The following is a 13650-nucleotide window of genomic DNA, read 5'->3' on the forward strand; positions in this document are numbered from 1 at the left end:
TGGGGACAACCCGGAGGCAATACCACCAACAAGGATCGTTATGAACAATCAAGCCATGGGCCGGCACCTGCCGCGCGATACAGAAGGCATCTATCCGTTCGCCGGACTTCCCGTGCGGCTGGGCTTTCCATCCTGCGACGACTTCCAGATCATCCACGACGAACGAGGCGTGGCCACGGGAGTGGTCGCGCGCCGGGAATTTCTGCGTATCAGCCGAATGTGCCGGGTGTCAGGGCAATTGCTGCCCTACCGCAGTCGGCAGACACGTCAGCTGCAAACCGGCATCCACGTTTACGATCCGCGCTTTTGCGGTGTCCTTGAACACGCCTGCGATCCGAATGTATTTCTCGACATGAGTGAGTTGTGGCTGTGGGCCTTGAAAGATATCCACAGCGGCGAACGCCTGAGCATCGACTACGCATCGACCGAAGATAAACTGCTGCGCCAGTTCGCCTGTGATTGCGGCTCGCCGCGCTGCCGTGGCTGGATCACCGGTTACAACGAACCACCCACGCCAGAAGGCCAGCGCTTTTTACAGCGCTGGCGTCACACGGGGCGAGGTTGAAGCCGAGGTTACGGCGCCCCGACCGGGCGCAGACGATATTGCGGCGGCAATTGTTCGAAACCACTGATGGTGGTATTGAGACTTTTCCAGCGGCCATCCTTGATCCCGTAGATGCAGCCGTGGATCGACAGCGGCTGTCCGCGATGCCAGGCGTTCTGGATGATGCTGGTGTGCGCGACGTTGGCCACTTGCTGGATCACGTTGAGTTCGCACATGCGGTCGACCTGCTCTTCTTCGGTCGCCAGCTTGGCCAGCTCTTCGCGTTTCTCGTAGTACAGATCGCGAATCGACCGCAGCCAGCCGTCGATCAGGCCGAACTGACGATCCTGCATCGACGCACGCACGCCGCCGCAGCCGTAGTGGCCAGTGACGAGGATGTGTTTGACCTTGAGCACATCCACCGCGTACTGGATCACCGACAGGCAGTTGAGATCGGTGTGCAGGACAACGTTGGCGACGTTGCGGTGCACGAACAGATCGCCCGGCAGCATGCCCACGATTTCGTTGGCCGGCACGCGTGCGTCAGAGCAGCCGATCCACAGGTATTCCGGAGTCTGCTGGCGCGCCAGTTTGGCGAAGAAGTCCGGGTCTTCCTTGGTGATCGCGTCAGCCCAACGCTCGTTGTTATCAATCAGGTCTTGTAGATCGTGCATGGATAAGGCCTCAAGAAAGATGCGCAGGTTTGATAGACGACCACCCGTCGAAGTCACGCCACCAGTGCAAAGTGTTTCCGTTGGAATTCTCGCGCGCCCGGTGAGTCCACTCAGTAAGGCCCACAGTATGAGGAATTGCCATGACTGATTCACGACGCCCATATGATGCGGTGCAACCGGAGCCCATCGACGATAACGAAGACCGCATGGGCTCGGTGCACGAGCTGGATTTTGACGACGAAGAGCCCAGTGCGAAAATCGGCGATGAGCTGCCCGAGCGCGAACGCGACCAGTTGATGCCGGCTGAGCGGGTGCGTGAAGCGGGGATGACCGGGGCTTCGGTGGATGATCATCAGCCAACCGACGATGACCTGAGCCCGGAAACGTTGATTCGCGAGGACGGCGCGCGCGATGCCGATGAACTCGGTGAGGGCAATCCGGCGGATTGGGATTTGAGCGAGGTCGGTGAAAACGACATCGGCGGCGGTGACGGGCTGGATGAAGCGGAACTGGCGGATCTGGATCCGCTGGATGGCAAGCGGTGATCAGCTGACTGAAATTCGCTCCCTGCAGGAGCTGCCGAAGGCTGCGATCTTTTGATTTTGTTTTTGTAAAATCCAAAGCAAGATCAAAGATCGCAGCCTTCGGCAGCTCCTACAGGGCCTCAGTCAACAAGGGTACAGGCCATCACCACAGCATCCTCACGCCCGCCCACCGCCGGATAATAATCGCGACGCCGGCCAATCTCGTTGAAGCCATACCGCTCATACAACCTGAACGCAGCAGTATTGCTGTCGCGCACTTCGAGAAAACATTCCCGAGCCTCAGCCGCATACGCCCGCGACATCAAATGCTCGAGCAACGTCAGCCCCAACCCACGCCCCTGATTTTCCGGTTTGACCGTGATATTGAGCAGGTGCGCCTCATCAAGAATGATCTGCACCACGCCGTGGCCAACCTGCTGCTGGCCTTCGAACATCAGCCAGATCTGGTATTTGCCCAGGCCATCGAGAAAAATCCCCCGGGTCCACGGATGGCTGTACGCGGCGTATTCGATCTTCAACACAGCGTCCAGATCCGCCTCGGTCATCGGGCGAAAGGTTACAGCCTCACTCATCGGATTGTTTCCAGCGCGCCATCAGCCGACGCATGGCTTGCCACACAGCGGCCTTGCGCTGTGGCTCTTCCATTAACAGTTCCAGACCGGGAATCGCCCAGGCCAGGCCCAGACCTTCGATCTGCAGTTCACGATTGAATGCTTCGGCGTCCGCTTCCCCGGCAAACTTCACCGCCGGCAGGCCGATCAGCCACAGACAGGCGCAGGGCGCCGCTTCCATCTGTACCGAGAGGAAACCCTGCACGAAGTCGCGCGCCGCTTCCGGGCCTTGATCCAGCGTGCCGCGATTGAGCCACGGCCAGCGCACCGGTTCGCCGACGATTTGCGGCGCATCCGGCAGACCGGCGGCGCGCAGCATGTCCTTGAGCAGCAGGTAGGCCGGATCGCGACTTTGAAACGCTTCGCCTGTGGGTAACTCGACCAGCAGCAGGCAACGCCCGGCGCGCAGCAGTTGCAGGGCGAAACGCGGCGGCGGCACTGGCGCAGGCTTGACCACCACCGGCGTCTCGTCGACTTCTTCCACCGGTTTTGCGCCATTGCGGGTGCTGGCCAGCGAGGGGCGCGGCACTTCGATTTTCGGCCGCTCGGCCGGGCGTGCGGCAGGCTGCACCGGTGCTTCGGCCTGAGGCGCCGGAGTAACCGGAGCCTCAAGCTCAGGCTCGGGCATCTCCAGCAGCTCGGGCCGCGACGGTGCGGCGAAAGGCAGTTCGGTGCGCGGCAGCCAGTTGACCACCTGCATGGCGTTCAAATAGGCGCGGCGGCGGGACTCGATAAGCAAAGGTCGGCCACTTGTGGATAACGGAAAGTGCGCTGATTCTACCGCCCTTCGCACAAGATCGCTCGCTGTTGATCGATACCCCGCGCCGCTGCCCTTTGGCCAAAGAATGCGACAGCCCGTCCCGAGAGTGAATCGCCGCGCCTGTGATGCAGTACAATCGCCGCTTTTAATCGCCAACCAGCCGGCCATTCCGATGATCGAACCCAAGCGCGTCTTGCGCGCCCTCGCTGAACACTGGGCACTTCTGGAGCCACTGTGCGAGCACTTCGACCAAGGCACCCTGAGCCTCAACGAACTGCGCACGCAACTGGCCGCCCAACAACTCGACAGCACGCCGCAGGACATCACCAGCCTGCTCGACGTGTGGATTCGCCTCGATATTCTGGTTCCGGTGGCGAAAAGCCCGAACCGCTTCGAGCTCAACGCGCAGATCCACGACTTCCTCGCCTACCTGCGCCGCGAACACCGCCTCGGTCTGTGCCTGGAAATCGAAGCCTACCTGCGTCACCTCGAACGTCTGGCCGGTTATATCCAGGACGCTTTCGATGTGCGTGACGGCAACGATCTGGCGCGCCAGTTGCGGTTGCTCGACATGCGCGTGCGCGACGTACTGAAGAAACTCGACAACGACGAACAGGCACTGGTCGCCGTCGCCGAACGGGCGAAGACCAGCGACCGGCAGATTCCGTTGCGTCAGCGTTACGCCGAAGTCCTGGCGACGTGGGACGAATACGTCGAGCCGATGATCGATCTGGTCAACGCCGACGGCGCCTTCGAACAAGGCGTGCGCAAGGTCGAAACGGTGCTGCTGAAGATGCTCAGCGAACAGCAGCGCCTCGGCCATCTGGTCGATGACGACATGCTCCTGCGCACCCACGCGCGCATTCTGGAAATGCAGACCAGCGCGCAGTTGACCCTGCGTCATGCCCGCGAACTGCTGCTGCCGTTGCGTGAAGAAGCGCGTCGGCACAACGCCGTGACCCGTGGCGCCGCACTGGCGCTGGCGGCAATTCGCCGCAAAGGTATCGACGCCGTGCCGCAAGCGGCGATGCCACTGTTCACCCGCCCGCAAAGCACCTTTCTCGGTAGCGCCAGTCAGGTCGAAGCCTACGTTTATGCGCTGGCGCGTTTCGAGCCAAAGCCGGCGCGCTTCCCCAAGGCGCACAAGACCCAGAAAGCTGGCGATGCTCCACGGGCGCCGCGCACTGTGCGCGAGATGGTCGATCGCTGCGAAGAGTCGCTGCCAATGCCGGATCTGATGACCTGGCTGCTGGAGCAGGAGCCGGACGGCGCGACCGACGAATTGCTTTACTGGTTCTCGCGCCTGTCGCGGGAAAAACGCTTCAAGCGCGAGCGTCTGGAACGCCGCGAATATCACACTCACGAGCACCAGGTCAGCCTGCGCTCCTTCGCCCTGCTCTCGGCCAGCGATACCGCCGCCGAGGATTCTGCGAGCATCCCAAATGCATCTTGATCTTTCCGAACTGTCGCAACTGGCGCCGATCTTCCGCGAGTTGTTCAAGGGTTACCACGTCAGCCGCCGCGATCCCGAGCTGTACGCGCAACTGTCGAATTTCCAGGACCAGTACCGCACGCTGTTCAAGGCGCTGGGCTTTGAACTGGTCTGCGACACCCGTGGTTTCTACTATTTCGTGCCGGACATGGCCGCCGCAGCAGTAAACAAAACCGCCCAGCGTCTGGCGCTGTTCACCTTCATCCTCGTCGAGCACCTGGCCGATCAGGGCCGCGACCCGATTGCCGTGCTCGATGGCGGCAGCCTCGGCCGTGAAGAACTGCCGTCGCTGCTGGACAAGTACCGCGACCTGTTCATTCAGGCCGAAGTGCAGACCGTCGAAGAACTCGAAGAAAAAATCATGCGCCGCATGACCCAGCTCGGTTTCGCCGGCGAAGAAAACGGTGTCTACCGCTTCCTGCCGCCGATGCACCGCTTCCTCGACGTGTGCCTGTCGGTGCAGCAGGACCGCGACCTGGCAGCCAGCGTGCACAGCGTATTGCCGCTGCCGGCGCCGGTGCTGATCGACGAAGAAGCCGAAGCGAAATTCCTCGAAACCGACGATCCATTGGATTTGAGCGAGTTTGAAGAAGAAAGCGAAGAAGACGCACTGGCCCGCGCCATTGCCGAAGAACAGGAGTCCGATGCATGAGCCAGGAACGCTACGGCATCCGCCGCTTTGCTCTTTTGAACACCGCCGGCTACAGCCTCGGTCTGTTCCCGCTGGAAGAACCATTGTCGGTTTACGGCGCGAACAACCTCGGTAAATCGGCGTCGATCAACGCCTTGCAGTTCCCGATTCTGGCGCGTATGTCGGACATGAGTTTCGGCAAGTACAGCCTCGAACAATCGCGGCGCTTCTACTTCGCCTCCGACACCAGTTACATCCTCGTCGAAGTCAACCTGCCCCATGGCCCCCACGTGATCGGCGTGGTCGGTCGCGGCCCGGGCGGTGGTTTCGGTCACCAGTTCTTCGCCTACGCCGGCAAGCTCGACCTGGCCCACTACCAGAAAAACGACACCTGCCTGCGCCAGAAAGAACTGTTCAGCAATCTCGAAAAAGAAGGCCTGAAGGCTTACGAACTCAAGCCCGATGAACTGCGCCGCTTGCTGGTTGGTGGCCACACGTCGATCCCGCTCGACCTGACGCTGATCCCGCTGCGCTCCACCAGCGAGCAGAGCCTGAAAACCTTCCGCGCGCTGTTCATCAACCTGCTGCACATGCGCGAAATCACCGCGGCCAAGCTCAAGCAGCTGTTCCTCGATGCCTTCGAACACAGCCTGCGTTCGGGCAGCGTCGATTACATCGCCGCGTGCGAAGAAGCCTTCCGCGATGTGCGGCGCATGGAGCAGGACTACAACTCGCTGGTCGCCGCCGGCCCATTGGTTGAAGCGCTGGCCAACGGCGTGAAACAGCGCGATGTGCTGCGCGGCAAGCTGCATCGCCTGTCGCCGCTGCTTGATTCCCTGCTCGGCACTTGGTCGGACTACGCCACTGCGCGCAAGGAAGAGCTGACCATCCAGGCCGAGCACTACCGTCGCGAGCAGGACGATCTGCAAAACGATCAGCGCGGCGGCACTCAGGAACTGATGCGTCTGGAGCGGGAGATTTCCGGCATTCAGCGCTGGCTCGGCGAGTTGTCGGTGCTGAAGAACCGCTTCGCTCTGGTCGATGACGTCAAAGTGCTTGAGCAACAATTGCTCGCCGCCAAGGATGCCCACGATGAATTGGCCGGTGCCTTGGCGCAGTCGCGTCAGTTCAGCGCCGAAGATCTGGAAGAGCGCCTTCGCGATCTGGAAAAACGCCTGAAATCGGTGAAGCAGCAACTCGATCACGCTGATAACAACAGCTACGCCCGTCTGCGCGAAGAGTTCTCGCAACAGGACGTCGAACGCCTGATGCGCCTGTTCAACAGCGCGCTGTTCAGCTTGCCGCTGGGCGAGCACGGCATCACCCTCGACGAGAACGGCGAGTGGGTCAAATCGGTCGAGCTGATTCTTGATGGCTTCAAGGGCGAGCGTTTCGAAGTGCCGGGCCTGTCTATCGACATCTCGCACATCGAGCCGCCGGCCCTGCAAGCACTGGCCGACCGCGCCGCGCTGCGTGATCAGAAAGAGCGTCTGGAAAAAGAGCTCAAGCAACTGAAAACCCAGCAAGCCGTGGCTGCCGACCGCGCTGCGAGCAAGACCCAGACCGAGGAGCTATACCAGCAGGTGCTGGACGCACAGAAGGCGCTGGAAGATTTCCGTCGCACCCAGACGCTGAGCGCCGAAGAAAGCGACAAGCTCGAGCAACTGGCGCAGATGGAAGCCGCGCAGGACGAACTCAAGCGCTCCAGCGATGCCTTCACCGAGCGCGTCCAGCAACTGTCGGCCAAGCTGCAACTGGTTGGCCGGCAGATCGCTGATATGGAAGCCAAGCAACGCACGCTCGACGATGCGCTGCGTCGTCGTCAGTTGCTGCCGGCGGATCTGCCGTTCGGCACGCCGTTCATGGATCCGGTCGATGATTCGATGGACAACCTGCTGCCGCTGCTCAACGACTATCAGGACAGCTGGCAGGGCCTGCTGCGTGCCGATGGGCAGATCGAGGCGTTGTATGCGCAGGTGCGTCTCAAAGGCGTGGCCAAGTTCGACAGCGAAGACGACATGGAGCGGCGTTTGTCGCTGCTGATCAACGCTTACGCGCACCGCACTGATGAAGCGCTGACCTTGGGCAAGGCGCGGCGCGCGGCGGTCACCGACATCGCCCGCACCCTGCGCAATATCCGCAGCGATTACGACAGCCTCGAGCATCAACTGGCGCTGTTCAACCGCGAGATCAACAAGCGTCAGGTTTCCAACCTGCAGAGCTTCCGCATCGTCCTCGCGCCGAACAAGGAAGCGCTCAAGCACATCGACCAGATCATCCACAGCGCCGGGCAATATGAGGAAGGCGAAACCCTGTCGGTGTTCGACCTCAGCCAGAGCGCCGAGCAGGACAACAAGAACGAAGAGGCCAAGGAATACCTGGCGCGGCTGGTGGCGGCGAACCACAACCAGCTCGGCCTCAAGGACTTGTTCGAACTGGCCTTCGAGATCACCAAGGTCAACGGCCAACCGGTAATCCACACCGACATCGACGGCGCCGCGTCCAACGGTACGACCATGACCATCAAGGCGCTGACCAACATGTACTTGTTGCTGCACTTGATGGATCGCGATCTGGCCGGTCGCGTGCGCCTGCCGTACTACCTCGACGAGGCAGCGGACATCGATGAGAAGAACCAGGCGGCGTTGCTGGAAACCAGCCTGCAACTGGGCTTCGTGCCAATTCTGGCGAGTGTAAAGCCGCAGGTCTGCGCCAGTGTCGCGATCGACCTGGAAGGCGGCAGCGGCCCGGCCGGTATCTACATCGACGAAGCGGACTGGAAGTACATCCGCCGGCATGATGTGGTCAAGGCCACACTGAATGTGCAGGCCGATGAGCCGGAGCTGGATGCGGTTTGATCGGCTTTAGCTGAAGGCAAAAAAAGGGCCGCGATCTGATGGGATCGCGGCCCTTTTTTATGGCCTGGATTTTGTGTTGAGTTGGCTGGCCCCTTCGCGAGCAGGCTCGCTCCCACAATTGGAATGCGTTCCCCTGCGGGAGCGAGCCTGCTCGCGAAGGCGTCTCAACAGACGCTGCTATTTACCAAGCTGAATCTTCGGCGCCCAGGTCAGCCATTCATCCTCAAACTTGTCGAACAGCGGGAACGTCTGCTCGGCCCGCGCCGGATTGCCCATGCGCTCGCCATCCGGTGTGGCGAAGGCAATTCCGCCCTGAATCAGCGTCTCCAGCGATTCGGTGCGCACCGTCACGCCTTTGAACAACCCGTAATCGAAGCCCACGCCGCTGGTGTTCCAGAAGCGGCTGCCGCTGCGCACCAATGGCGCGTACTTCGGCTCGATCAGGATGTGCACCAATACACGGTCAGCGGTCTGCCCCAACTCATAACCGGTCACCTTGCCGACGGTGATTTCACGATAGGTCACAGGTACGCCGGGCTTCAGCGAGCCGCGACGTGCAGCGCTCAACACCAGACTCAGACCGGCTTCCTGCCTGGTGACTTCCGGTGCTTCGGCCAACGCAACGAAGTTTTTTTGCGGCCCGAGATTTTTCGCTGCCGGCTGGACTTCGATGTATTTGCCGGTGACCAGCGTTTCCAGGTTCTGCGTCTTGATCAGGCCCAGCTCCGGCTTGACCACCCAGAACTGACTGCCGACCCGCGCAATCTTTTCCGGCACTTCGGTGATGCGAGCGGTGAGAATTACCGACTGCATGTCGTCGGTGAGATCCACGCTCTCGATCTTGCCGACATCCAGGCCCTTGAAACGCACCGGCGTGCCGCTGCTCAAACCGTCAGCGCGATCGACCTTGATAGTCACTACTGCGCCTTTCCTGTTGGCCTCGTCGTGATCGGCAAACAGACGGAAGCGTGGAATGCGTTTCTTCAGGGGCGCATTGGCTTGCGGCGTTTCGAATGCGATACCGCCGGCCATCAGGGTTTGCAGGGATTCACTCTTCACCTGAATTCCACCGGTCAAGCCACCCGTGAGGGTAATCCCACTGACGTTCCAGAAGCGCGTCGAGGCGTTGACCAGGTTTTCGTATTCCTTCTCGATGTGCACGCCGATGACCAGTTGTTTCTTGGTTCGGGAGAACTGGTAGCTCTGCACCGAGCCAACCTTGACCTGCTTGTACAGAATCGGGCTGCCGACATCGATCGAGCCCAGCGAATCGGTGAACAGCACCAGATGCAGGCCCGGCGATCGCAGGTCAAGCGGCGGTGCTTTTGGTCGTGCTTCGAATTCACGCTTTGGCGCAGCGCCTTTGTCGCCCGGACGCACGGCAATGTAGTTACCTTTAACCAGCGCTTCCAGGCCGGTAATACCGGCGAGAGAAATCGACGGTTTGACCACCCAGAACTGCGTGCCCTCAACCAGATAGTCTTCGGCCAATGGATCAAGGGTCAGTTCGGCGGTGGCGCTGTTCAGGTCCGGATCGACCTTCAACGCTTTCAGGTTGCCGACCTGAATGCCTTTGTACATCACCGGCGTTCGACCGGCCTGCAGCCCCTCGAAATCGCTGAGTTTGACCTTCACGCGAATCCCGGCGGCGGCGGCGTCGAAGTCTTCATAGAGACGGAACGGCAGGCTCGGATCGGTCGCGGGGCTGTCCTTGCGATTCTCCGGCGTGGCGAAGGCGATGCCCCCAGCGACGATGCTGGCCAAGGACTCGCTGCGGACTTTCACACCGGACAGGTTGGCGTCGATGCTGATGCCGCTGGCGTTCCAGAAACGTGTGTGTTTGCGCACCAGTTTGGCGTAGGTCGGCTCGATGAACACCTTCAGCTCAACGGTGCTCTGATCCTCGGAAAGCACGTAGCTTTTGACCTGACCGACTTTGATCTGCTTGTAGAACACCGGGCTGCCACGATTCAACGAACCGAGGCGATCAGCCTTGATGGTCAGGTGCAGGCCGGGCTTGGCGTCGGACAGCGGCGGCTCCTCAGCCAATGCCTTGAACTTGCGCACAGGCTCGCCTTCACCGGGACTGATGGCGACGTAGTTACCCGAGACCAGCGTTTCCAGACCCGTAATACCGGCAAGGGTCACGCTCGGTTTGACCAGCCAGAACCGTGTGCTGGTCTTCAGATATTGCTCGACGTCCTTGTTCATCTCGATGGTGGCGATCACTCCTTTGGAGTTGCCTTCATCGTCGAGCTTGAGCGTCTTGACCTTACCGACCGGCATGCCTTTGTAGACAACTTCAGTCTTGTTGGCCTGGATACCTTCGCCACTTTCGAAGCGCACCTGAATCTCGATGCCGGTCTCGGAATAAGCACGCCAGCCGAGCCAGCCGCCGATGATCAGCGCGATCAGAGGCAGCACCCAAATGGCAGACCAGTTCGAAGCCGGTCGGGTTTTCGCTACAGGCAAATCAGTCATGGTCGTCGTCCGACTCCGTGTTATCCCAAATCAGTCGGGGATCGAAAGTAACTGCGGCGAGCATCGTCAGAATCACCACAGAGGCGAAGGCGACGGCGCCCAGATTGGCTTCGACACTGGCTATCCGGCCGAAGTTGACGACCGCCACGAGAATGGCGATCACAAAAATATCGAGCATCGACCAACGGCCAATGAACTCGATGAAACGGTACATCCAGATACGCTGACGGGCCGACAATGGCTGCCGACGCTGCACGGAAAACAGCAAAAGCGCGATGCCCACCAGCTTGAACGTGGGCACCAGAATGCTGGCGATGAACACCACGCTCGCGATCGGAATCATGCCGTGCTGCACCAGCTCAATCACGCCGGACATGATGGTGCTCGGCTCTCCCTGGCCCAGAGAACTGACGGTCATGATCGGCAAGACATTCGCCGGAATATAGATAATGGCTGCCGTGATCAACAGCGCCCAGGTGCGGGTCAGGCTGTTGGGGCGGCGAGCGTGAACCTGCGCGCCGCAGCGGGTGCAGCTCTGCTCGTCGACGTCAGCTTCCTGCTTGTTCAGTTCGTGGCATTCGGTACATACCAGAATCCCCGCATCAATCGCCCGCATGGGCATCCTCTCCTGATAATGCCTGCCAGATCTGATGCGGTGACATCACCACTTCCAGCCAGACTTGTAGCAACAACAAGCCAATGAAACATGCCAGCCCGAGGCCGACGGTGATGGCTGCCATATCCGCCAGCTTCACGATCGCGACCAAGACGCCCATGAGGTAGACCTCGAGCATGCCCCAGTCTCTGAGATGGTGATAAATGCGATAGAGCAGCAAACCGTAGCTTCGGCCGACATCGAAACGAATCGTCAGTAACACAAACAGCTGGCACAGCAACTTGAGCAACGGTATCGCCATACTGCAGAGGAAGACGACGATCGACACTCCTTGCATGTCGGTGTTGAACAGGCCGACCACGCCACTCCAGACCGTATCCTGCGACGATTGCCCGAGGATATTGAGTTGCATGATGGGTAAAAAGTTTGCCGGTACGTAAAGTAATAACGCCGCGATCACCAGGGCGAGGCTGCGCTGCACCACGTTATGGCGGTGCGCATATAACTCGTAGCCGCAGCGCGGGCAGAGAGCCTTCTCACCATGGGCAAGTGTCGGCTTGCGCATCAGCAGGTCGCACTCGTGACAGGCTATCAAGTCTTCCAGCGGTAAATCTGACAGCCCGGGGGCGTCAACCGATTCTGACATACAGACTCTGGCTCCGAAAAAGATGGGGCTATTCTAGTGTTCTGCTTCGAAAATAACTGTGCAATTTTGTTCGCCGAAGCTCTGAAAAACTTTCTCGCAGGCAAAACAAAACCCCAACTGCTTTCGCAATTGGGGTTTCGGAATTTAATCTTGACGATGACCTACTCTCACATGGGGAAACCCCACACTACCATCGGCGATGCATCGTTTCACTGCTGAGTTCGGGATGGGATCAGGTGGTTCCAACGCTCTATGGTCGTCAAGAAATTCGGGTACTGACTCGTGACCAGATGGCCTCGCTTCAGCAAATTGGGTATGTGACAGCTTTCGGTGTTTGTGCGCTTCGAACTTTCGGTTCGTTTCGTCTTCACACACCGCAATCTGGTCTCTTTCGAGTTCGCAAATTGCTTGGGTGTTATATGGTCAAGCCTCACGGGCAATTAGTATTGGTTAGCTCAACGCCTCACAGCGCTTACACACCCAACCTATCAACGTCGTAGTCTTCGACGGCCCTTCAGGGAACTCAAGGTTCCAGTGAGATCTCATCTTGAGGCAAGTTTCCCGCTTAGATGCTTTCAGCGGTTATCTTTCCCGAACATAGCTACCCGGCAATGCCACTGGCGTGACAACCGGAACACCAGAGGTTCGTCCACTCCGGTCCTCTCGTACTAGGAGCAGCCCCTCTCAAATCTCAAACGTCCACGGCAGATAGGGACCGAACTGTCTCACGACGTTCTAAACCCAGCTCGCGTACCACTTTAAATGGCGAACAGCCATACCCTTGGGACCGGCTTCAGCCCCAGGATGTGATGAGCCGACATCGAGGTGCCAAACACCGCCGTCGATATGAACTCTTGGGCGGTATCAGCCTGTTATCCCCGGAGTACCTTTTATCCGTTGAGCGATGGCCCTTCCATACAGAACCACCGGATCACTAAGACCTACTTTCGTACCTGCTCGACGTGTCTGTCTCGCAGTCAAGCGCGCTTTTGCCTTTATACTCTACGACCGATTTCCGACCGGTCTGAGCGCACCTTCGTACTCCTCCGTTACTCTTTAGGAGGAGACCGCCCCAGTCAAACTACCCACCATACACTGTCCTCGATCCGGATAACGGACCTGAGTTAGAACCTCAAAGTTGCCAGGGTGGTATTTCAAGGATGGCTCCACGCGAACTGGCGTCCACGCTTCAAAGCCTCCCACCTATCCTACACAAGCAAATTCAAAGTCCAGTGCAAAGCTATAGTAAAGGTTCACGGGGTCTTTCCGTCTAGCCGCGGATACACTGCATCTTCACAGCGATTTCAATTTCACTGAGTCTCGGGTGGAGACAGCGCCGCCATCGTTACGCCATTCGTGCAGGTCGGAACTTACCCGACAAGGAATTTCGCTACCTTAGGACCGTTATAGTTACGGCCGCCGTTTACCGGGGCTTCGATCAAGAGCTTCGCGTTAGCTAACCCCATCAATTAACCTTCCGGCACCGGGCAGGCGTCACACCCTATACGTCCACTTTCGTGTTTGCAGAGTGCTGTGTTTTTAATAAACAGTCGCAGCGGCCTGGTATCTTCGACCGGCATGAGCTTACGGAGCAAGTCCTTCACCCTCACCGGCGCACCTTCTCCCGAAGTTACGGTGCCATTTTGCCTAGTTCCTTCACCCGAGTTCTCTCAAGCGCCTTGGTATTCTCTACCCAACCACCTGTGTCGGTTTGGGGTACGGTTCCTGGTTACCTGAAGCTTAGAAGCTTTTCTTGGAAGCATGGCATCAACCACTTCGTCACCCAAAGGGT

11 protein-coding genes and 2 rRNA genes (1 of these 13 cut by a window edge) are annotated in these 13650 nt (G+C 59.3%); 5 read left to right on the forward strand and 8 right to left on the reverse strand.

Translation table 11 applies throughout. The features are described from left to right. Positions 1–40 precede the first annotated feature (40 nt). Positions 41–565 (forward strand): SET domain-containing protein, encoded by a 525-nt coding sequence (locus AB4N53_RS15205; RefSeq protein WP_460121460.1) that lies wholly within the window; start codon positions 41–43, stop codon positions 563–565. An 8-nt stretch (positions 566–573) separates the two neighbouring features. Here AB4N53_RS15205 and can read toward each other — a convergent pair whose 3' ends face one another. After that, entirely contained in the window at positions 574–1218 is a 645-nt protein-coding gene (can, locus tag AB4N53_RS15210) for a carbonate dehydratase (protein WP_039761245.1), read from the reverse strand. Positions 1219–1358: 140 nt separating this feature from the next. On the opposite strand from can, the gene AB4N53_RS15215 reads away from it, so the two are divergent. Beyond that, entirely contained in the window at positions 1359–1763 is a 405-nt protein-coding gene (locus AB4N53_RS15215) for a serine kinase/phosphatase (RefSeq protein ID WP_460121462.1), read from the forward strand. A 119-nt stretch (positions 1764–1882) separates the two neighbouring features. Here the strand turns inward: AB4N53_RS15215 and rimI are convergent, their stop codons facing one another. Beyond that, entirely contained in the window at positions 1883–2335 is a 453-nt protein-coding gene (gene rimI / locus AB4N53_RS15220; RefSeq protein WP_076564123.1) for a ribosomal protein S18-alanine N-acetyltransferase, read from the reverse strand. Beyond that, positions 2328–3074: an energy transducer TonB gene (locus tag AB4N53_RS15225; protein WP_460125161.1), complete on the reverse strand. Its 747-nt coding sequence runs from the start codon at positions 3072–3074 to the stop codon at positions 2328–2330. The genes rimI and AB4N53_RS15225 overlap by 8 nt, the downstream gene beginning before the upstream one ends. Before the next feature lie 232 nt (positions 3075–3306). On the opposite strand from AB4N53_RS15225, the gene mksB reads away from it, so the two are divergent. The 3 genes from mksB to mksF are packed head-to-tail and all read left to right on the forward strand — an operon-like array spanning position 3307 to position 8115. Continuing rightward, positions 3307–4587, forward strand: a complete 1281-nt coding sequence (gene mksB, locus AB4N53_RS15230) for an Mks condensin complex protein MksB (protein ID WP_160768349.1) — start codon at positions 3307–3309, stop codon at positions 4585–4587. Then, positions 4577–5278, forward strand: a complete 702-nt coding sequence (mksE, locus tag AB4N53_RS15235; RefSeq protein ID WP_016773189.1) for an Mks condensin complex protein MksE — start codon at positions 4577–4579, stop codon at positions 5276–5278. The genes mksB and mksE overlap by 11 nt, the downstream gene beginning before the upstream one ends. Further along, a complete protein-coding gene (gene mksF / locus AB4N53_RS15240) occupies positions 5275–8115 on the forward strand; it encodes an Mks condensin complex protein MksF (protein WP_130910078.1) in 2841 nt (946 codons plus the stop codon). Before mksE ends, mksF begins: the two co-directional genes overlap by 4 nt. Positions 8116–8292: 177 nt before the next feature. Here the strand turns inward: mksF and AB4N53_RS15245 are convergent, their stop codons facing one another. From AB4N53_RS15245 to AB4N53_RS15265, 5 genes are all read right to left on the reverse strand, one after another. Then, positions 8293–10596 carry a PqiB family protein gene (locus tag AB4N53_RS15245; RefSeq protein WP_460121465.1) on the reverse strand — a complete coding sequence of 768 codons (2304 nt, stop codon included), beginning with the start codon at positions 10594–10596 and terminating at the stop codon, positions 8293–8295. Further along, positions 10589–11212, reverse strand: a complete 624-nt coding sequence (locus AB4N53_RS15250) for a paraquat-inducible protein A (RefSeq protein ID WP_071173597.1) — start codon at positions 11210–11212, stop codon at positions 10589–10591. Before AB4N53_RS15250 ends, AB4N53_RS15245 begins: the two co-directional genes overlap by 8 nt. Then, positions 11199–11858 carry a paraquat-inducible protein A gene (locus AB4N53_RS15255; RefSeq protein WP_460121467.1) on the reverse strand — a complete coding sequence of 220 codons (660 nt, stop codon included), beginning with the start codon at positions 11856–11858 and terminating at the stop codon, positions 11199–11201. Before AB4N53_RS15255 ends, AB4N53_RS15250 begins: the two co-directional genes overlap by 14 nt. Before the next feature lie 148 nt (positions 11859–12006). Then, positions 12007–12122 (reverse strand): 5S ribosomal RNA (gene rrf, locus AB4N53_RS15260). A gap of 155 nt (positions 12123–12277) precedes the next feature. Continuing rightward, positions 12278–13650, reverse strand: a 23S ribosomal RNA gene (locus AB4N53_RS15265); it runs 1521 nt beyond the window's last position.

Source organism: Pseudomonas sp. H3_E04, from assembly GCF_054668915.1.